We start from the raw sequence: 20,544 nt of genomic DNA, 5'->3' as shown, positions 1-20,544 counted from the left end.
TGACTATTATATATATTTACTTATCGTTGTCAACATTTAATTTTGTTTATTTTTATCGTTTCAACCAATTCTTCATGGTTTAACTAAGTTAAAAACGTAACGTTTTAGCTTAGCTTGTCTCGATAAGGAGCGTATTATACGCCGTTTGTAATCTGTGTCAAGCAATTGTTTTTGTTTATTTAACAAAGAATATTAGTCAGTTGATTTAAAACAATCTAGTAGTTAAGTTAATACTGTTTTTAATAACTGTCTTAATATAAGCCTTATACAATCTCACTTCTTTGACAGGTGGTGTAGTATATAGATTTCTATAATACTGTCAACCCAATATAAGAGATAGTTTTATAAATGCTTTAACTTACCCTCCTTTGCCTATATATTCCATATTTTCGGATGTGGCATTGGTGGAAGAACTTTAATAACCTTTACTTCTATTCTAACTTTACTTCTATTACTTCTATAGGTATTAAATATATAAAATAACTATCGGTAATTGATATTGTCATTAATATTCTATGGGGCTTTAGATGCAAAATCCTTTATAATAGATGAAATGACTGTGTATACCGACTTTTTAGTCGGTTTTTTCTGTTAGAATTTATACAAAGGTTGTATTAATTATTATCATCACAATTATATTATGATAATTTCTTTGTTTGTGTTTTAGATTATTTGGATTTTAGATTATGGTTGCAGTTACTTTACCTGATGGCAGTGTAAAAGAGTTCGACGGTTCGACAACAGTAATGCAAGTGGCCGAAAGTATTGGCCCAGGCCTTGCTAAAGCGACCGTTGCAGGACGTGTAGATGGTAGACTTGTCGATGCAAGTGATCCGATCACCCATGATGCCAAGGTTGAAATTGTAACCGCTAAAGAAGATGACGGCGTGGACATTATCCGTCATTCTTGTGCTCACTTATTGGGTCATGCGGTTAAACAGTTATATCCAAATGTCAAAATGGTTATAGGTCCAGTAATCGAAGAAGGTTTTTACTACGATATCTTTAGTGAAACACCATTTACACCAGACGATATGTCAGCTATTGAAAAACGCATGGCTGAATTGATTAAACAAAACTATGATGTAATCAAAAAAATGACGCCACGTGATGAGGCTATCAAGATCTTTAAAGAGCGAGGCGAAGATTATAAGCTTAAGCTCATTAATGATATGCCTGAAGAAAAAGAATTTGGCTTATATTTTCATCAAGAATATGTCGATATGTGCCGTGGTCCGCATGTGCCAAATACTCGCTTTTTAAAAGTATTTAAACTTACCAAAATGAGTGGTGCTTATTGGCGTGGCGATGCCAAAAACGAACAACTTCAGCGCATTTATGGCACTGCTTGGGCTGACAAAAAAGATTTACAGGCCTATATTACACGTATTGAAGAAGCTGAAAAGCGTGACCATCGCAAAATTGGTAAGGCGCTAGACCTGTTCCATATGCAAGAGCAATCGCCTGGTATGGTATTCTGGCATCCAAATGGTTGGACAATTTATCAAGTACTTGAGCAATATATGCGTAAAGTACAAAAGGACAACGGCTACCATGAGATTAAGACCCCGCAAATTGTTGATAGAAGCTTGTGGGAGAAGTCAGGTCATTGGGGTAACTATGCAACTAATATGTTTACCACTTCAAGTGAAAGCCGTGATTATGCGGTAAAGCCGATGAATTGTCCTTGTCATGTGCAAGTCTTTAATCAAGGCTTAAAGTCTTATCGTGACTTGCCACTGCGTTTGGCAGAGTTCGGCTCTTGTCATCGTAATGAACCTTCAGGGTCTCTACATGGCTTGATGCGAGTGCGCGGTTTTACTCAAGATGATGCTCATATCTTTTGTACCCAAGCACAAATTCAAGAAGAAGTGGCAAACTTCATTAAGCTTACACTTGATGTCTATAAAGATTTTGGCTTTGATAATATTGAGATGAAATTGTCTACCCGTCCTGAGAAACGTGTAGGTACTGATGAATCTTGGGATATTGCAGAAAAAGCTTTGGCTGAAGCCTTGGATAGTTCGGGTTTGAAGTGGGAATACCTACCAGGCGAAGGTGCCTTTTATGGCCCAAAAATCGAATTCAGCTTAAAAGATAGCTTAGGTCGTGTATGGCAGTGTGGTACCATTCAGGTAGATCCAAATATGCCTGAGCGCTTGGATGCAGAATTTGTCAATGAAAATAACGAGCGTGAAACACCAATTATGTTACATCGCGCTATTTTAGGTTCGTTTGAGCGTTTCCTAGGCATGTTGATTGAACACTATGCTGGTTGGATGCCAGTATGGCTTGCTCCGCAACAAGTGGTCGTCATGAACATTACTGATAAACAAGCCGATGCTTGTGATAATGTGTTGAGTGATCTTCAAAATGCAGGCTTACGTGCTATTACTGACTTGCGTAATGAAAAAATTGGATTTAAGATACGAGAAAGAACACTAGAACGTATTCCCTATATGCTAGTATTGGGGGATAAAGAAGTTGAGTCGGGACAAGTGAACGTGCGTACTCGTGAAGGCGAGAACCTAGGCGTTATGTCTGTGTCTGACTTTATAGAATTAGTACAGAAAGCTGTCGGCCAAAAAGGTCGACTACAACCTAAAACTGATGAGGAGTAATACCTATTAAACAGTCAAACCGTTTGAACATCAACGAAGAGATCCAGCAAAAAGAAGTACGTCTGGTTAAAGAAGACGGCGAACAAATGGGCGTTGTCGATATTGAAACTGCCCGTCAAGCCGCTCGTGATGACAATCTAGATTTGGTTGAATTGGTACCAGATGCTAAACCGCCTGTTTGTAAGATTATGGACTACAAGCGTTACTTGTATGACCAAAAGCAAAAGGCAAAAGAGGCCAAAAAGAACCAAAAACAAACTCAGCTTAAAGAGATGAAACTGCGTCCGAGCACTGATGAAGCTGATTACCAGGTTAAGCTGCGTAAAATTGTCAGTTTCTTAGAAGATCAGGATAAGGTAAAAGTTACCATCCGTTTTCGTGGTCGTGAAATGGCTCATACTGATCTTGGTCGTCTACAGCTTGAGCGTATCATTGAAGATACTGCTGAGCTATCAAATGTCGAGCAACCTCCTAAAATGGAAGGCCGTCAGATGGGCATGCTACTTGGCCCAACCCGTAAGAAGTAACCTGTTTGGAACCTGATTTTGACTTAGTATATTTTATTAAATCCTTAGTCTATACTGGTTCTAACATAGTAGTTAATTACAAGTTGTACTTAATTACAGACAGTACTTATTAAAAGACAGTACTTAATAACAGTTTCAAGACACTACCGTCAATTTGCCACAGCAGATTGACGGTTTTTTTGGCTTAATGGTTTGCGCTTAATGGTTTGGATAGTAATTAAGTTATTGTTTAACTCATTAGTTGGCAAACCATAGGCGTGATAGGTAATTTATATTATAGCCATAGCACTTGTTTAGGTTCATTTACTTTTATTCAATATTATCGTCATAAAGTTTCTTGTAGTATTCAACACATAGCTCATTGTCTACAATATAATTCGCTTAGAAGATAAAAACCAATGAAGTAATATCATAAAGATGAGTGTTCATCTTTTTTATTAATTTTTTACTAAAAAAAATAAGGAAAATTAAATGCAAGAATTAACCCCACCAGAAACTGCCTCTAACCATACTATTACTTTAACCCCACCTGAGCCGGTAAAAGAAGTCCCGACCAGTGAAGCGGGTCAAATTGTTAAGCTTGACCCTAATCAAATCCCGGAGCTTGATGCCAAAGTTGATGCTTTTGTTAATCACGTTTTGACCAATCCAGTGCAAAGTACTGAATTCAAACAAAATGTACAGTCTATTCACAACTTGGGCAATCAAGAAATACGTGAATCTGCACAAGTATCAAATCGCATGCTTGATTTGCCTGCTAAGAGCCTAAACAAAGGTTTGTTTGATAACTCCCCTATTGCCAAATCTTTAACTGAATTACGCGGTATTGTAGAAGATTTAGATCCTAGCAAAAAAGAATTAACTAGCTCTCGTAAATTGTTTGGTCTTATCCCTATGGGCAACAAAGTACAAGACTACTTCCGTCAATACGAATCGGCACAATCGCACATTAATGCGGTAGTTACCAGTCTTTATAACGGTAAAGATGAGCTACTAAAAGACAATGCTATGATTGAGCAAGAAAAAGTCAACATGTGGAATTTAATGCAATCTATTCGTCAATACGTGTATGTGGGTAAGAAAATTGATGAGCAGTTAGAGAAGAAAATCTACGAGATTGAAGCCACTGACCCAGAAAAAGCGCGCATTATTAAAGAAGAAATGCTGTTTTATGTGCGTCAAAAGAATACTGACTTTTTGACCCAGTTGGCTGTTAACGTGCAAGGCTATTTAGCATTAGATACTATTCGCAAAAACAATTTAGAACTTATTAAAGGTGTGGACCGCGCTACTACCACTACAGTTTCAGCATTACGTACTGCTGTAATTGTGGCTCAAGCAATGACCAATCAAAAATTAGTCTTAGATCAAATCAGTGCGCTTAATAAAACCACCAGTAGCTTGATCGAATCTACCTCTGCGATGATGAAACGTCAATCAACTGAAATTCATGAACAGGCTAGCAATAGTACTATTGAACTTGATAAGTTACAAAGCGCCTTTAATAATATCTATGAGACTATGGACATGATTAGCGACTATAAAGTAAAAGCACTTGATAATATGAAGCAAACGGTTGATACCCTAACTACTGAGGTTGATAAAGCTCAAAAGTATCTTGATAAGGCCAACCAAACTACGGTACTTGAGGTAACAAAAGAGCTAGATACTAAGAAAATCGCCAATAACTCTAATACGGTTGATATTGATTTATAAGTTTATATTTTTAGCTATTACAGTTTATTAATCAAAGCATATAATATTAATCGTAAAAAAACCCCGCTAAATTGAGATATAGCGGGGTTTTTGATTGTACTTCTAAATTAACGATCTACTTAAATTTATATAAGTTTCGATAGCTAAGCTAAGCGTTAATTAGATTTTACCTACTAGATCTAGGCTTGGCTTAAGCGTAGCTTGACCTTGTTCCCAAGCTGCTGGACATACCTCGCCGTCGTTTTCACGAACGTATTGAGCCGCTTTAGTTTTACGTACCATATCTTTAGCACTACGGCCGATACCGCCTGCATGGATTTCAGCAACTTGAATTTTACCGTCTGGATCTACTAAGAATGTACCACGCTCAGCTAGACCATCTTCTTCGATCATTACATTAAAGCCACGTGTGATACGACCAGTTGGGTCACCGATCATTGGGAATTTTACTTTACCAATGGCTTCTGAAGAATCGTGCCATGCTTTGTGAGTGAAGTGAGTGTCAGTAGATACTGAGTATACTTCTACACCTAAACCTTGAAGTTCTTCGTATTGAGCAGCCATGTCTTCTAGTTCTGTTGGGCAAACGAAAGTAAAGTCTGCTGGATAGAACATGAAGATAGCCCACTTGCCTTTAACATCATCAGAAGTGATCGTTTTAAATTCACCATTTACAAATGCTTCAGCTTTGAACTCAGGGATTTCTTGATTGATAATTGACACCATGTCTTGGCTCCTTATTTTTGTGGGTTTACATAAAACTCTTAAGATTAAAGTTTTATATTAAAAATTGCGTTAACTATATATTTTTATAGTTTTTAAACTTCTTGATCTCTTCGAAGCTTAAGCTATCACAGCGCTGTTACATTTCTATGACGTAGATTAATAGGATAAATAGTATTAATGAGATATTGTTAAAATTAAAAGAAACTAACTTTTAAATGTTAACAACTCACTATACATCTAACCATATATGACCAATCATAAAAAACTAATTTCAATTAAAAAGGTTAAATTTACTAACTATTTAAGTGTCTAACTATAATACTTAAGCTTCGCTTTTTGCTAACTTCAGGACCTATTATAACTAAGACTCATCTTTAATCTAATTAAAAGATTATAACTTGATGTTTTGTTTAATAAATCATAGACCTTACTATTTATAACCTGTTATTATTTATACTCTTATTATTTTTTAATAACATAAAAATGCTGCCCCACTAGAGATTTTACATGATTACTTTAAGACAATTAGAATTTGCATTGGCCGTGGCTAAACACCGCCATTTTAAAAGAGCGGCAGAAGAATGTAATATTTCTCAATCTGCTTTAAGTCTAGGCATTGCTGAATTGGAAAAACAACTGGATACCCAGATTTTCGAGCGCAATAATAAGCAAGTTTTGATTACGCCTATTGGAGAGGAAATCTTGGTACGCGCTCAGCGTGTCTTTTCAGAGATTAATGATTTAACCACTCGAGCTCAGAGCCATCAGACGCCATTGGCCTATCCTATGACCGTAGGAATGATACCGACTATCGCACCTTATTTACTGCCTAAGGTATTACCTAGCTTAAAAGCCAATTATCCCAACTTCCGCATGACCGTGGTTGAGCAGCAAACTGAACGTTTATTAGAACAAGTTCGCTATGGTCATATTGATACCGCAATTATTGCCCTACCTTACGCAGTGGATGGTCTCCATATTTTTGAGTTTTGGCACGAAGATTTCTTTGCTATTTTCCCAAGTGACAATACTTTATCAACCTTGAAAACGATTTCATCAGACCAGCTTAATGATGCAAATTTGATGCTACTCGGTGAGGGTCATTGTCTAACAGACCATGCCTTAAGTGTTTGCTCTTTTGACCGTGATGACTTTAAATCGAACTTCTCAGATGCCAGTTTGAATACTTTAATTCAAATGGCATTAGCTGGTATGGGCACTACTTTGATTCCAGAAATGGCATTGGATCAAGTGCATCGTCAAAATAACGTGGTTGCTACAATTCCGCTGACAGAAAAAGGCCCACATCGCCGCATTGCTTTTGTTACTCGACTCAATTACGCCCGTGTTGATGATATTAATTTACTAGGTCAATTATTTAAAACGTCGTTAGAAGCCGATGCCGCTGCATCTTAACTGTATACAATTGAAACGTTGTTATCATGAGGCTAGATAACTTATCAATAAGCTTCTCTATGATTAAACGATTATTCGTTAATTGGAGTAGCATTAAAGATTGCTGATGACGTCTAGCTAATAATGATATTTTAAGTATTGATAAATATTAATATTATAAGTACTGATATTTTAAATATTGACAATAAGGATGGATAAAACAGTAATGTCAATCGACTACGCCTGACTTGCCAGCAAGCATGTCATGCCACTGTTTATAGTCTGGCATTGATCGTTTCACTTCGTACCAAAAAGCAGGGCTATGATTGGCTTGATGCAAGTGACATAGTTCATGGACAATAACATACTCTGTACACTGTAGTGGATAGGCCGGCAAGTATACGGATAACCACACTCGTCTGGCTCTGATGTTACAACTACCCCATCGAGTGCTCATCTTTTTTATTCGTGTTTGTTTGGCAATTTTACCCACAATGGGTTGCCATTTTTGAAACAACTCAGGCATCACATTTTGTAGTTGATTGCGGTAATACGCAATCCGTTGCTCATCATCCATTATTAACCCTTGGGACTCTCCCCAAAGCTTAACAGGCTGTGGGCTATTTAAATCAGCGTCAGAGGTTTGCCCCTGATATTTTAAGCGCTTTAATATCGTGGCATGCTGATCAATGACCCAATTTAAGCGTTTACTAAGTACAACAATCAAGTCTTCATCACTGATATAATTTGGCGCTGAGACTAAAAGTTGATTCGGTTTTAGGCGAAAATTAATATTTTTAACCCGCTTACGAGTGATAATCAGCTTTATTTGCGACTCATTAAGAATGGAGTGGATTTCAGTATATAACTGCTTATCGCTGGCAGCCTGACTCCTATTATGTGATATGGCTCTTTTTGACATTATCTTATGTAAACTCAGTAATTGGGTTTTTATAAAGCTGGCTCAATCGCAACATTGCTTAGCTTAGTCTCTAACTGGCTTAGTCTTTAACTGGCTTCTATTAGGTTAAGATGATTATCAAAGGCATAAGGAAGTTGTACTTTATCAACCTTAACAGAAATTACATTCTCAAAGCTATTCAGGGTAATTTGGGTCAAAGCGCCTTGACCATCACTGACTAAAAACGAAGCGCTTTCAACAGTACAGTCACCAAGTCCTAAGTCAGGCTTAGACATCGAGTTGGGATAAGCTGCCACACCTGCACAGTCAGATATTTCTACAATGTCGATAAGCTTACCTGTCTTCAAATCGAATACAGCCGTACAACCACCAATGGGACTAGTTGCACATACTAAACTGTGATCAGAGTTTACACTAACACTAGCAATATAATGGTGAAAGCGTAACCAATTATGGCCATTCGAATTGGTCATTGTCAATGGTGTAAAATCGGTGTCACCCAAACGGTGTATCAACACCATCGGCACACTCAAATGTCGCTCGCCCTGAAATTGAATACCAATAATGACTGTGCCATCTTTGTGTATTGCCAAGTGACGTACACTCATTTGGTTGTGCTCGGGATAAACCTGTTGAATGACGCTACCATCTTGGCAGTTTAAATAAACCAATGACGGCTGCATACTCTCGATATTCAATTCTTCACGAGAAGCTCTTTCAGTCTTGATACCTCCATTGGCTACAATAAGTGTCTCACCATCCGGGTGCATCACAATTTCATGAGGACCAATGCCTTGAGTGGCAAACTCACCTATCTTTTTATAGCCAGAAACCACTTCGTAAATGCCAATAATGCCGCTTAAATCTGAGGTATTATTTTCGGTCACGTATAATAAGTCCCCTTGTAAGCTATAGCAGGCATGACCATAAAAATGTCGGTTGGGTTCTGATTTGACGCTATATAACAATTTACCACTATGTGCTTCTAAAACCCAAAACCACTCGCTAGGACGGCGTCCCATGACTGCCACATGAATATTGGCATTGTGGATTTTGTCTTTGCCATGAGTAATACATTTAGGTTGGATCAAGATATCATGCACCCGCTCTGGCAATGGTGTCTGCCACTGAATCTCACGCTTCGCATCTATGCCTACAACAGCAAACTCATTGCTATTTAGGTCTGCGGCCCCACTAACCCAACTGATTTCTGATAATTCAGAATTGATTTTATGACTATCAGTAGTTATATCACTCTCAGCAGTTATATGACGATTGGCGCTTATATGATTTTTGACGCTTTTGTGACCATCAGCTATAGTAGTATCTTTAGGATTCAATCTAGTAATAACACGTGCTTTAGTAATAAAACGTGCCCTACTAATAACACATGCCAACGCTTGAGTGAAGCCGTGACCATAATCAGATAACTGTGCATTGGCATCATATTGTTTACGGCCTAGATGATGCGCCCCTACCAATGCCGCCGTTCCTAAAGCACTTAGCCCTAGAGTTTTAAGACTGTCTGATAAAGCCGATTTGCTAGACATTAATCACCATCCGTACTATTAAAGCCCACCTGTACCCCTAAGGTAGGCATCAATTTGCGTTTGATAACTTGAGTAAGCTGGGTTAATTTTTCATAAAGTTGTTTTTGTTGTTCTGGCGTTGCCTGAGCCAAATCTTCTGGCAACTGCGACAATAGAGTTGAAGTCTCTGATAACAAAGTGGACATCTCATCTGCCAAAATATTATTGCCGCTTTCAGATAATATTGCCACAAGTTGAGGATCAGTAAGCGCTTTATTTAATGCTGCCACTTTCGCAGTAATAATGTCACGACTCTTTTCAGCAGCAACAGCTGGTAGATGACCTTTTTTATGACCAGTAATACCCAATGGTTGGTCTAAAGAAGTGCTCTTAGTAGTTTCTACTAAGGCAAGTAATGAGTTAATCCAGCGATTTATTCCCGTTTTATTTTCTTCCTCACCAAAGCCTAATAGCGTTTCAGGGGACGCTTGCCAAGTTTTGAGCACATCCTCTAGGCGCTGCGTTAAGGCTTGGCTAGCGCTCATTACATATTGACACTGCTCGCTAGATAAACTGTCATTGGCATAAAGAACCTCTTCCAAACCAGGAATTCCTTGAACAATGGCGCTTTCAGACGATAATTGCTCTGCAGTCAGCTTAGGATTGGATTGAATCAAATCAATTACGCCTTTATGAACTAAGCCACGCTCATCCGGATAATAATTGATATACAGATTACTCATACTACTCATTGCCGGACCAAAACCTACCACTTCCGCCTGAGCCCATGCTGTTGCTAACTTAAGCCACTGTTTACGCAGTGCCGCTAAGTCCTCTGGGCTAACCGTGGCGTTTTTCTGACAGCTTTGAGTAGCCAAGGTATTTAGTGCATTACTTTGTTTAACCACATTCTGATAAGCCGGCAAAATTTGATTGTTGACCACTTGAGTCAAATAGTTGTCAGCCGTTTTAGGGTCAATTTCAATGGCCGTAATAGGCTTAGTATTATTGGCTGACTGGGTGGGATTTTGTTTTGCTTTAACTTGATGATTGTCTGCTGCTTGATTGTCTGATTGATTGTCTGATTGATTGTCCGCAGCTGTGTGGGTGTCATCATTTGGCTTGGTACAGCTGATAAGAACGCCGGCACTTAACGCAGAAAGTACCATGGCAGTAAGTTGATATTTTTTCATACCTATCTCATTATTTGGGTAGCGGGCCTTATTTAAGGTTTTTAATTGACTAACTTTAAGTTAACTAAGTTGAATAATGTTGCCAGACTATATTACAAAGAGTCTAAAAATGCCTGTAACTCCTCACGCCCTTTTTTGTCTAACTTTAATACTTGTTGTTTGTGTGTCTGTGCCTCTCCGCCATGCCAAAGTACTGCTTCCATTGGAGTACGTGCACGACCATCATGTAAGAAAGTAGCTTGCGAATCGACCGTTTGTGCCAAACCAATGCCCCATAATGCAGGTGTGCGCCATTCATATGACGTGGCCAAAAATTCTACTTGAGCGTCTCTAGCAGGTAACTTGCCAGCAATGGTTCTATCGGCTAAATCATCTCCCATATCGTGCAATAGTAAATCAGTATAAGGATAAATTATTTGGCCGTGTTGTTCTAAATTATCCCCCTTACCTTTTGGTAACTGATAGCGCGGGGTGTGGCAGCTTTGGCAACCCATATCATAAAAGCGCTTCTTGCCTGCCAGTACTATTTTATCATTGGCATTACGGCGGTCAGGAACGGCTAAGTTTTGGGTATAAAACTCAACAAACCTAGCCACTTCATCACTCACTTCAACCGGTGGCTTACCATCGCCTTGGTCGTCTGCTCCTGTTTGTGCCTTTAAACAATGAGATTGGTTTTTGGTACAAGACTCTATAGGCCGAATACGAGAAGTTAGCCCCATGTCCTCATTAAATGCGCTCATGTTTTGGGTTATAAGACGAGTTTGACCTGCTTTCCAGCCGAATTTACCTAAGGATTTTTTACCTGTTTGTGGGTCTAACACCCAGTTATATTTGCCACTAATACTGTCATTATCCACATCGTTGGGATCTGCTTGACCCTGAATTGCTTGTGCGGGAATGTGCTCTAATAGACCCAGTCCGATCATCGGCAGTGCCACACGAGGTGATATCATTAGATCGGCATCAAATGACCCATAGCCTGGATTTTTTAACTGGAAGTTGGGCCGACGTAAGGTCACCACATGGCCGTCTTCAAAAGTGACCGGCACTTGCGTCCAAGTTACTGCCACTTTGGCTTCAGCAGGTACTCCTTGTATGCCTCTATCTTGTAATTGACCGCCATAGACAGAGTGCGATACTTTTTCAATATCAGAATTCTTTAACGCCAAACGTTGCTGCTCGGTAGTAGCTGGCATTGCCAAACGTATAAGCAGGCTATCGGCATTATCATCAGCATGTAATGGCGCATGTCCACGACCATCTTTGATATGACAAGATTGACAAGCCGCTACATTAAATAGAGCACCTAATCCATCTCGGTTATCAGTACTAGAGGGTGCCACTACCCAAGGCTGTTTAAAAAAAGCATTCCCGATAAAGAAATTACCTTTTCGAGAAGCGGGTATATTAGAAGATGGCTTAGAATAACTTTCACTTGAGGCAATTGAGATGCCCGTATCACCCCCTTGTTTTATCTCTTGAGGATCAAAAGTAACCAACTGCTGATAGGGTATGCCTGCTAGCTTTTCTTTCATCTTAATTCTTGCAGTACTGTCTTGACCCTCATTAGCAGTTTCTGTTGGTTGCTGACAGCCACTTAATATTACGACTGTCAGTGTACATATCACGACTGACAATGTAGATAACAGGCTAAGCGTTATGTTTTTTTTGATTGATAATAATTTTTTATTGATGGGTAATGACATAAGCATTGACTTAAGTGGTATTTAAAGAGAACTTGATGCAAACAAAAGCGTGACTATCAATACAATAACTTGTCTGTAGTCATAGTCAGTATGTATTTAAAAATTAAAAGTCAGTATGAAATTTAAATAAACCGTAATACATAACTAAAATTGTGAACCGGCATCTGCATCTAGATTTTCAATACCCACACTTTTCGCTGCATATTCAATGGCATCGGTCAAAGATTTGAGATCAGTAATCGCAGACTCGACCCATGCGCGACGTTTATTTTGTTCTTTAATAGAAATACCATGCTTACTAGCTTGACCTACAGTAGCAATCATTTGATCTACTTTTATGCCATTTTGTTCACCCTGTTGAACGAGGGTATCGAAACTGTTTTCTACTTTATCAAACTGAGTCTGTAATTTGTCAGCAGCTTCTTTTTGACCTGCATCCACTAGGTACTGTTTGATGCCGTAGTTGCCAATCGTCGTGCCTGCAACGGTCTTATATTGACCATCGAATATATTCTGGATACCACGGGCATTATTGGCATAGCTCAAATGAGTCAAATCACTAAAACACTCATGCTCATCCTCGGTTGATCCGGTAACGAACGCAACTTGCATACGTTCTGAAGCCAGCTCACCTAAAGCCAAACTGCCCATTTGATAGAACAATTGACGTACTGCATTGTCTGAGCTACGAGCCATCAGATCACTACGCAATGTATGTTCAGAATTAGGTTGCCACTGGGCTACCATAGCAGTCAAGTCATTAACCAATAGCTGAGTGGCAGCTTTCAGATATTCACCACGTTTTGCGCAAACTGAAGCATCAACCGTATTGGCTTTGCCACTGGTACATTGTGCATTTGTTATATAGTCGGTAACAGGGCGATTACCAGCACCTTCGGCAGTACCATTGGTATCTTGACCCCATAATAAAAACTCAATAGCATGATATCCAGTAGTGACATTGGCCTCACTACCACCAATTTCGTTCATTTGTGCCAATAGCTCAGGGGTAATAGTCTTAGTATCTTGCTTCGAACTACCTACACTAATACTGTCAGAATTAATAATATTGTCTTTGCTATTGTACTCACCAGCATACCCTTCAGAAACATAATCAATCAAAGCTTCATCGAGTGGCCAAGCATTTACTTGTCCTTCCCAGCCATCAACACTGCCTAACGCTCGTTTGTCGTTTGCCGTTACAAATCCTTCATCAAAACGGAAAATCTCAGTCTGAGAGTAAGGCTGGCGCGCGGCTTTATAAGCTGCTCGAGCTGAATCTAAGTTTGCTTCTGTAGGATTTGCTACAAAAGTATCAATCGCTTTTTGTAGTTTTTTAGCCTCAGCTAATGAATCCTCATAAGCAGCTTGCGCCATATCAGCGTAATTTGTCAGCAGTTTATTGACTGAAACTTCATCACTCGCTACCCCTGTAGCTTGGTTTTGTGTTTTATTGTCATTGGTTATTTCTTTACTACTTTGAGACACATCCTCTTTATCTTTAGAACATCCCGATAGAGCTAAAGTTGCTATTAGTCCTGACATCAAGACAAGATTTAGTTTTGGTTTCATTAAAATGCGATTCGTTACTAAAGCCATAAGGTATTCTCAAAGTCTTATATTAGAGTGAATGTGGATACATGAAAGTTACTAATTCAATCAATTAGCTATTTAGGCTAATTTGCATTTAACTTAGTAAACCCTTGGGCTAATCACTAATTAATCTAATGTTAATTACAGACCATGATCTTTTTGGCCAATTACATTTGATAGATAATTAGATAAATATCTGTAAGTTAAAGCTAAGTATAATGTTAATGATAATAATTATCAATACTATTATTAATTAGATGCAATAATGAAATCAAAAAATGAGTCAATAGCGAATTTTTAAGCAAAAAAAAGCCAGCTTACGCTGGCTTAATTTACTTATTAATAACTGTTTTTGACTTTAATTATCAGTTAACCAATCTTATCTTACACTCTGAGGAGCATTAATTTTAATTTCAACGCGGCGGTTATTAGCACGGCCTTGTTCAGTAGCATTGTTATCGACAGGCTGACTTTGACCATAACCCATAGTACGAATACGATTATTTGACACGCCACGATTTACCAAATAGCCCGCAACTGACTGAGCACGACGTTCTGATAGACCTTGGTTATAAGAGGGAGTACCAGTACTATCGGTATGACCCATAACAGTTACAGATGTTTGATCATATTGAGCCATGGTGGACGCAAGTTTATCCAAGGTATTGTAGAATGATGGATTAATAGTAGTGTCATCATGCGCAAAGGTAATGTTACCAGGCATTACTAAGTCAATATCACCAGTGGTAGGATTGCGATTTACTTCAACGCCAGTACCTTGCATTTGCTGCTTTAATTGCTTTTCTTGATTTTCCATATATAGACCAACAGCACCGCCCAAAGCAGCACCAATAGCCGCATCACGACCTGTATGATCGCCACCAGTTACCTTTGAAATACCCGCTCCTGCTGCTGCGCCGCCTAATGCACCTAAAATACCTTTGTTAATAGTTTGCTGACCCGTAGAAGGATCAGTTGCACAGCCCGCTAAAGCTAGAGAAGATGTCATTGCTGCAATGATTAATTTATTTTTCATAATTATTCCTTAATTTAGACAAAGAGATGTTTAATTTGCATAGTTTATTTGCTTAAACTTAAATAATTTTTCTGCTTAAACTGAACCTAGTAAAACATAATCTAGCGAGTCAAGCTAGACCTATACACCAATTCAACAAGCTTAATCAAAATTTTAAGTGTTTACCAAAAATAAAATCTAAAATAACTGACTTATATATAGCGTTATGAATAGGTTTTATAATTGGTTAAATAAGTGTATAACAATTATTAAAGTAGAAATAATGACTTAATAAAGTTAGCAAATGTTTCATAAATAATTATGCCGTCTTTAATCAATGATTATGTAATAATTTGTGGTTTTGCTGTATGGCATGTATTCATTATATAACGCTTACCTTTAGCATATTTCTCTACTTAATCTCAAAGCATTTTACTGTAGCTAACCCTTAACAATAACTTTTGCCATTACTATTGTTTAGGCTTTATCAATATTTATGATTTAGGCTTTGTCATGATTTGACCATTAATTCATTGTATATTGTCAAAGGTCATTGTTATGATGCTAATTCTTGGTTTACAATTGTATACTGCATCCTTATCAACAACTGCTTTTTATAGTAACTTAGGCTGTTTAGTAACTTAGGCTGTTTAGTAACTTAGGCTGTTTATTGTAGCTTAACTTGATACCTAGTTTTAGCACTCAACTATTTATTAACTGTTTAACTGGTTAACATTTAAATCGCTTAAAATTGACATATTATATGCTTATTAAGCTATTTTTAATTTGAAATTATAAAATAGCTCTATAATGTTTTTTTGAATAACCAACATGGTCTTTTATATGAAAAATAAAATAAAAAATATATATCAAAATTTACATACCAAGGCACCTGGTGTTGGAAAGGTCGCCTCTTTTGCCACTGCCCTCGGTGTTATTGGGACAAATACGCTAACCTTAGGACCACCCCTATGGTTAATGGGTGCCACCAAAGTTGCTATCGGTTCAAGTGTTGCGGACAAAACTGTTATTAAAATTGCCAAACACTGGATTCATATCAATAATCTATTGATTGATAGCGTATTGCCTAAAAGAGATTGGCGTATTGACCTGCCTAGTGACCTTGATGAAGACAAGCAATACCTATTAATTAGTAACCACTTATCATGGGTCGATACCAGTATTGTGCAGTATATTAGTGAGGGTCGACTTCCTCTCACCCGCTTTTTTACTAAATACAATCTGATTTACATACCATTTATTGGTCAAGCTTTCTATTTTTTAGACTTCCCTATGATGAAGCGAATTAGCAAAGAGAAAATTGCTAAAAATCCAGAATTAAAAAATCGCGATATATTAGAAGCAAAACGTGCTTGTGAACTCTTAAAGGACAAGCCTTTTGCATTATTGAACTACTTGGAAGGCACACGCTTTACCCCTAAAAAACGAGATGCTCAAAAATCACCTTACAAAAACCTGCTCAAACCTAAAGCTGGTGGTATTTCTTTAGCCATTCAAGCATTAGGGCCGCAAATTGATGGTATCTTGGACTTAACTCTTGTCTATCCAGATGGCAGCCCGTCTTATAAGGATCTTTGGAAGGGTAATGTCAAACGCTTAGGCGTGCATGTACAGCGCATTGATATTCCTCAGGAGTTATTCACATCTATTGAAGAAGGTGACTATAACAATGATGAGGCGATGAAACAAACCATGTATGCTTGGTTGGATGAAATTTGGAGAAATAAGGATGAACAAATTACACGTATGAAAGCTGACTTTGAAAACAACCCCAAAACTTAATCTAGGTCTTTATAGTTCCTATTGTTTAAGCCGTTTATAATTCAAGTTTTATAAGTGTCGAAAACCTCTCAACTTAAAGGCGTAGAAAAAGCATGACTGACATCAATAATCCTGCGGGGTTGCCTCCTAGTAATGGTCAACAAGGCCATAAACCGCCAAATACGCCTTTAAGAAGCAAGCAAGCTACGCAACTGGCTTTGATTTATGATATTGTGATGTTGGTAGTTATTGTTATTGATTTAAGTATTATTAGCCTCGACTTAGTATTGATGAGTAATTTTATTGCGCAAGTGGCGCAATGGCTAAATTTAACTCAACCATTGATGTTCTATGTGGAAAACATTCACCACCCTTTGCGGGTATTGGGTGGCCTTTTCACCATTTTTTTAATTAGCGAGCTGGCCTTTCGTTGGATGTTGGCGGTATTTAGCAAACAATACTCACGTTGGTTTTTCTTTCCTTTTGCCCATTGGTATGAAGTATTGGGCTGCTTTCCACAGTTTAGAGCATTGCGCTTGTTACGTGCTTTTTTTATTGGTCGTAAACTGTATCAACTCGGCTATCAAATATTGCCACAAAAGTGGATCAATCGTGGTAAGTTTTATTATGATGTGATATTTGAAGAGCTATCAGATCGAGTTATTTTGACCGCTACTGACAATTTACGTCAACAGTTTGCCGATGAGCAAGCCAATCAACGCTTTCTTAATGAGACATTGATTAAAAATAGACCACAAATTCAAACTATGCTGTCTTCTGTCCTCAAGCAGGAGCTTGGACCACAATTAAGACAACTGGCAAAAGCTCCCGCCACCCACGAGCTTTCGGTGCAAGTGGGGGTTGCGGTGCAACAAGCGTTAACCAACACACCTGAATTAAGACGCTATCTACGTATGATCCCTATCGCCGGAAATTTAATCGAAGGTCAACTACACAATGTTAGTCAAAATATCAGTGAAAATATCACTCAAACCTTATTTTCGCATCTTACTCAAAGCCATATAACCGATGCCATTATAGATGACGTAGCACAAACCATAGCTAACATTAATTTAGAGAATCCAGAATTGGATCTGTTGGTTAACAATATAATAAACGATGGATTGACTGCTTTTGAAAACCAAGTCAAAGTTCAACAATGGAAACATCAAGAGTACTTGCATCTATAGGCTATAATTATAATAATCATTAAATCTTATTCGTTTATAAAAACGCAAACTTATCATCAAGAACTAATAAAAATATTGCAATTTTTCTTTAAGGATAGTTTATGACCACCCCTAATGAGGTTACTTCGTCATTAAAGATGTATGGCAAAATGCTGACTTTCACTCGGATAAAACTAGAAACAGCCGATCTTACAGAAGTTGAAGCCTATCTGGCTGCTAACTTAACCCATAAAAATAGTCAAATCCCCGTCATTATAGACAGTGAAGTTGAGCAAGACTTAAATGCCCTAATTGATCTTTTTTGGTCTTGGGGGTTACAGCCTATCGGGGTGGTCACTGGCATTCTTGATGAAGCGGCTAAGGCATTAAGATTGGCAATATTCCCTGCTGATGGCAAGCGTATTGAACTTGTTAGACCTGCCAAAAGGCAAGCCAGTCCTATAAATTCAACAGCTCAAGCCATAGTTAATACCAGCACTGAAACCAATAATGAAGCGACTAGTCAAACTCAGAATGCCAATCAAATACAGGCTCCTGAGTCAGAAACGAACATTACTTCTGAAACTGGTGCAAATTTTGATATTGCAGAAACCTCGACTACGCTATTTTATGATCAGATGCTACGCTCTGGCCAAAGCATTAACCATGTGGGCGGTGATTTGGTCATTACTCATAGTGTTAACAATGGTTCAGAGGCGATAACCGATAATAGCTTACATGTTTATGGTCGAGCCCAAGGTCGTCTAGTTGCAGGCGCAACAGGGGATAAAGATGCACGTATTTTTTGTCAGCGCTTTAATCCATCATTGGTATCTGTGGCAGGTACATATTGCTTAAATGACAGCATTCCTGCTGATATGATTGACAAGCCGGTTCAAGTCAGATTTGTAGAAGGTGAAGGATTAGTATTTGAGATTATCAACGGCAACTAGTTTTATAGTCTAAATAGTTAATCCAATTGTTAATCCTTATTATTAGTCCTTTAAAGTCTTATATAAATTATTGAGTATTTAAATTAACTAGTTATTAAAGAAGTTCAGTAAACTTAACATTCAAACAGTATGGTTTGATTCGCTACCTTTTAGCTAAATATACGTCAACTTGAGCAGATTGAATTGCTATTGGTAGTAAGAAGTTAGCAATAAAAAGCTATATTAATTTCACACACAAAGTGATGCTTAAGCCTTTATCATCAAGCCAATGCTATTACTTAAAGGTTAACTGTGATAATCTAATGACACATAATTTGACTTCTTTGATTGCATTGTGCTGTATATGGATGTGTTATATAAAATGCCAATAATCTAACCGTGCGATGTGACCAATTTTATTTTAGCGATAGGTAATTAAATACTTGTCTATTTTTAGATTTATAGGAGTATGCCATAGTGGCAAAGATCGTTGTAATTACTTCAGGTAAAGGTGGTGTCGGAAAGACTACAACCAGTGCTTCATTTGCTTCAGGTTTGGCTCTACGTGGTTATAAAACCGTGGTTATTGACTTTGACGTTGGCCTACGTAACCTTGATTTACTAATGGGCTGCGAAAACCGCATCGTTTACGATTTCGTTGACGTAATCTTAGGTAATGCCCGATTACAACAGGCTTTGGTGAAAGACAAGCAAGTAGATAATTTATTCATTCTGCCAGCTAGTCAGACTCGTGATAAAGATGCACTTACTGATGAAGGCGTGGCTGAAGTAATGGATGAGTTGTCGAAACAATTTGACTATATTATTTGTGATTCGCCAGCAGGTATTGAGCGTGGTGCTCAACTTGCAATGTATCATGCAGATGAAGCAATCATCGTGACCAATCCTGAAATCTCATCAGTACGTGACTCAGATCGCATCATTGGTGTGCTACAAAGTCGCACTAAAAAAGTAGAGGAAGGGACTGGTACTGTTAGGGAGCATTTGGTTATTAACCGTTATAATCCTGAACGTGCTGCTGCTAAAGAAATGATGGATATTGATACTATCTCTAATGATATTTTGAAAGTACCGTTATTAGGCGTAGTGCCTGAGAGTAATACTGTACTTGAAGCTTCAAACCATGGTGAACCTGTAATTCATTATAAAGATTCAATAGCGGGTCAGTGCTATGATGATATCGTCGCACGCTTCTTAGGTGAAGAAAGACCGTTACGTCATATTGATGTTAAGAAGAAAGGTTTATTACAACGCTGGTTTGGGGGTTAAACATGACTAGAAAAAAAGGATTTTGGAGTAATTTGTTTGGTGCAGACACTAAGACTTCTGGCAGTGCCAACACAGCTACTGAACGATTGAAAGTCATTGTTGCTAGTGAAAATCGTTTGAACTCTCGTTTGACTGCCGACCGCATTGAGAAGATGAAACGCGAAATTCTCGAAGTGGTGAATAAATATGTAAATGGCGTACAGATCAACGATGTAAACATCAATCACCGTCATGAAGACAATCTTGATGTGTTAGAGATGAACATTAATTTGCCTGAAGTTAAATAACTATTAAGTCTTTATTTTCAATACTTTAGCTGTACTTTACCAATAAAAAATCGCCTAAATGGCGATTTTTTTATGCATTCAGAAATATAATTGTCTTACTCTAACATTATTTAATACGCGACATAATATTGTCTTTTT

Annotated in this window: 16 protein-coding genes; 9 read left to right on the top strand and 7 right to left on the bottom strand. The window is 38.0% G+C overall.

Translation table 11 applies throughout. The annotated features are described in order from the left end of the window. Positions 1 to 686: 686 nt before the first annotated feature. The 3 genes from thrS (at position 687) to QZ265_RS04525 (ending at position 4,864) form a co-directional block, all read left to right on the top strand. The gene (gene thrS / locus QZ265_RS04535) at positions 687 to 2,621 is read left to right on the top strand and encodes a threonine--tRNA ligase (protein WP_296403823.1); all 1,935 of its coding nucleotides are present in this window, start codon (positions 687 to 689) and stop codon (positions 2,619 to 2,621) included. A 23-nt stretch (positions 2,622 to 2,644) separates the two neighbouring features. Continuing rightward, the gene (gene infC / locus QZ265_RS04530; protein WP_296403821.1) at positions 2,645 to 3,148 is read left to right on the top strand and encodes a translation initiation factor IF-3; all 504 of its coding nucleotides are present in this window, start codon (positions 2,645 to 2,647) and stop codon (positions 3,146 to 3,148) included. A gap of 471 nt (positions 3,149 to 3,619) precedes the next feature. Next, positions 3,620 to 4,864 (top strand): toxic anion resistance protein, encoded by a 1,245-nt coding sequence (locus QZ265_RS04525; protein ID WP_296403819.1) that lies wholly within the window; start codon positions 3,620 to 3,622, stop codon positions 4,862 to 4,864. Between the two features lie 159 nt (positions 4,865 to 5,023). On the opposite strand, the gene ahpC is transcribed toward QZ265_RS04525, so the two are convergent. Then, complete coding sequence (gene ahpC / locus QZ265_RS04520) at positions 5,024 to 5,587, bottom strand: alkyl hydroperoxide reductase subunit C (protein ID WP_296403825.1); 564 nt, start codon at positions 5,585 to 5,587, stop codon at positions 5,024 to 5,026. Between the two features lie 510 nt (positions 5,588 to 6,097). On the opposite strand from ahpC, the gene QZ265_RS04515 reads away from it, so the two are divergent. Continuing rightward, complete coding sequence (locus QZ265_RS04515) at positions 6,098 to 7,006, top strand: hydrogen peroxide-inducible genes activator (protein ID WP_296403817.1); 909 nt, start codon at positions 6,098 to 6,100, stop codon at positions 7,004 to 7,006. Positions 7,007 to 7,214: 208 nt separating this feature from the next. Here QZ265_RS04515 and QZ265_RS04510 read toward each other — a convergent pair whose 3' ends face one another. The 6 genes from QZ265_RS04510 to QZ265_RS04485 all read right to left on the bottom strand — a co-directional run bounded on the left by QZ265_RS04510 (position 7,215) and on the right by QZ265_RS04485 (position 14,967). Further along, positions 7,215 to 7,907, bottom strand: coding sequence for a YgjP-like metallopeptidase domain-containing protein (locus QZ265_RS04510; RefSeq protein ID WP_296403814.1), 693 nt, complete (start codon positions 7,905 to 7,907; stop codon positions 7,215 to 7,217). A gap of 86 nt (positions 7,908 to 7,993) precedes the next feature. After that, the gene (locus tag QZ265_RS04505; protein WP_296403812.1) at positions 7,994 to 9,457 is read right to left on the bottom strand and encodes a DUF1513 domain-containing protein; all 1,464 of its coding nucleotides are present in this window, start codon (positions 9,455 to 9,457) and stop codon (positions 7,994 to 7,996) included. After that, complete coding sequence (locus QZ265_RS04500; protein WP_296403810.1) at positions 9,457 to 10,629, bottom strand: imelysin family protein; 1,173 nt, start codon at positions 10,627 to 10,629, stop codon at positions 9,457 to 9,459. The genes QZ265_RS04505 and QZ265_RS04500 overlap by 1 nt, the downstream gene beginning before the upstream one ends. A 92-nt stretch (positions 10,630 to 10,721) precedes the next feature. Beyond that, the gene (locus QZ265_RS04495; RefSeq protein WP_296403808.1) at positions 10,722 to 12,338 is read right to left on the bottom strand and encodes a di-heme oxidoredictase family protein; all 1,617 of its coding nucleotides are present in this window, start codon (positions 12,336 to 12,338) and stop codon (positions 10,722 to 10,724) included. A 144-nt stretch (positions 12,339 to 12,482) separates the two neighbouring features. Further along, a complete protein-coding gene (locus QZ265_RS04490; RefSeq protein ID WP_296403807.1) occupies positions 12,483 to 13,937 on the bottom strand; it encodes an imelysin family protein in 1,455 nt (484 codons plus the stop codon). Positions 13,938 to 14,310: 373 nt separating this feature from the next. Continuing rightward, complete coding sequence (locus QZ265_RS04485; RefSeq protein ID WP_296403805.1) at positions 14,311 to 14,967, bottom strand: OmpA family protein; 657 nt, start codon at positions 14,965 to 14,967, stop codon at positions 14,311 to 14,313. 822 nt (positions 14,968 to 15,789) lie between these two features. On the opposite strand from QZ265_RS04485, the gene QZ265_RS04480 reads away from it, so the two are divergent. The 5 genes from QZ265_RS04480 (at position 15,790) to minE (ending at position 20,406) form a co-directional block, all read left to right on the top strand. Next, positions 15,790 to 16,749 (top strand): acyltransferase, encoded by a 960-nt coding sequence (locus QZ265_RS04480; RefSeq protein WP_296403802.1) that lies wholly within the window; start codon positions 15,790 to 15,792, stop codon positions 16,747 to 16,749. Positions 16,750 to 16,841: 92 nt separating this feature from the next. Next, the gene (locus QZ265_RS04475; protein ID WP_296403800.1) at positions 16,842 to 17,918 is read left to right on the top strand and encodes a hypothetical protein; all 1,077 of its coding nucleotides are present in this window, start codon (positions 16,842 to 16,844) and stop codon (positions 17,916 to 17,918) included. A gap of 101 nt (positions 17,919 to 18,019) precedes the next feature. Beyond that, positions 18,020 to 18,850 (top strand): septum site-determining protein MinC, encoded by an 831-nt coding sequence (gene minC, locus QZ265_RS04470; RefSeq protein WP_296403798.1) that lies wholly within the window; start codon positions 18,020 to 18,022, stop codon positions 18,848 to 18,850. A gap of 456 nt (positions 18,851 to 19,306) precedes the next feature. After that, positions 19,307 to 20,119, top strand: coding sequence for a septum site-determining protein MinD (minD, locus tag QZ265_RS04465; RefSeq protein WP_296403796.1), 813 nt, complete (start codon positions 19,307 to 19,309; stop codon positions 20,117 to 20,119). 2 nt (positions 20,120 to 20,121) lie between these two features. Beyond that, on the top strand, positions 20,122 to 20,406 hold the full coding sequence (gene minE / locus QZ265_RS04460) for a cell division topological specificity factor MinE (RefSeq protein ID WP_296403793.1): 285 nt from the start codon (positions 20,122 to 20,124) through the stop codon (positions 20,404 to 20,406). The last annotated feature ends 138 nt before the right edge of the window (positions 20,407 to 20,544 follow it).

The organism is Psychrobacter sp. (assembly GCF_018260395.1).
Classification (GTDB): domain Bacteria; phylum Pseudomonadota; class Gammaproteobacteria; order Pseudomonadales; family Moraxellaceae; genus Psychrobacter.
The sequence above is the reverse complement of the archived record's forward strand: the minus strand, read 5'-3'. Positions and strand labels throughout refer to the sequence as shown.

Excerpts from the sequence above, each read along its gene's own strand:
- QZ265_RS04480 (WP_296403802.1), top strand. The coding sequence starts at position 15,790 with ATGAAAAATAAAATAAAAAATATATATCAAAATTTACATACCAAGGCA.
- QZ265_RS04510 (WP_296403814.1), bottom strand. The coding sequence starts at position 7,907 with ATGTCAAAAAGAGCCATATCACATAATAGGAGTCAGGCTGCCAGCGAT.
- QZ265_RS04500 (WP_296403810.1), bottom strand. The coding sequence starts at position 10,629 with ATGAAAAAATATCAACTTACTGCCATGGTACTTTCTGCGTTAAGTGCC.
- QZ265_RS04505 (WP_296403812.1), bottom strand. The coding sequence starts at position 9,457 with ATGTCTAGCAAATCGGCTTTATCAGACAGTCTTAAAACTCTAGGGCTA.
- minE (WP_296403793.1), top strand. The coding sequence starts at position 20,122 with ATGACTAGAAAAAAAGGATTTTGGAGTAATTTGTTTGGTGCAGACACT.
- QZ265_RS04485 (WP_296403805.1), bottom strand. The coding sequence starts at position 14,967 with ATGAAAAATAAATTAATCATTGCAGCAATGACATCTTCTCTAGCTTTA.
- QZ265_RS04495 (WP_296403808.1), bottom strand. The coding sequence starts at position 12,338 with ATGTCATTACCCATCAATAAAAAATTATTATCAATCAAAAAAAACATA.
- minC (WP_296403798.1), top strand. The coding sequence starts at position 18,020 with ATGACCACCCCTAATGAGGTTACTTCGTCATTAAAGATGTATGGCAAA.
- thrS (WP_296403823.1), top strand. The coding sequence starts at position 687 with ATGGTTGCAGTTACTTTACCTGATGGCAGTGTAAAAGAGTTCGACGGT.
- QZ265_RS04515 (WP_296403817.1), top strand. The coding sequence starts at position 6,098 with ATGATTACTTTAAGACAATTAGAATTTGCATTGGCCGTGGCTAAACAC.
- QZ265_RS04490 (WP_296403807.1), bottom strand. The coding sequence starts at position 13,937 with ATGGCTTTAGTAACGAATCGCATTTTAATGAAACCAAAACTAAATCTT.
- QZ265_RS04525 (WP_296403819.1), top strand. The coding sequence starts at position 3,620 with ATGCAAGAATTAACCCCACCAGAAACTGCCTCTAACCATACTATTACT.
- QZ265_RS04475 (WP_296403800.1), top strand. The coding sequence starts at position 16,842 with ATGACTGACATCAATAATCCTGCGGGGTTGCCTCCTAGTAATGGTCAA.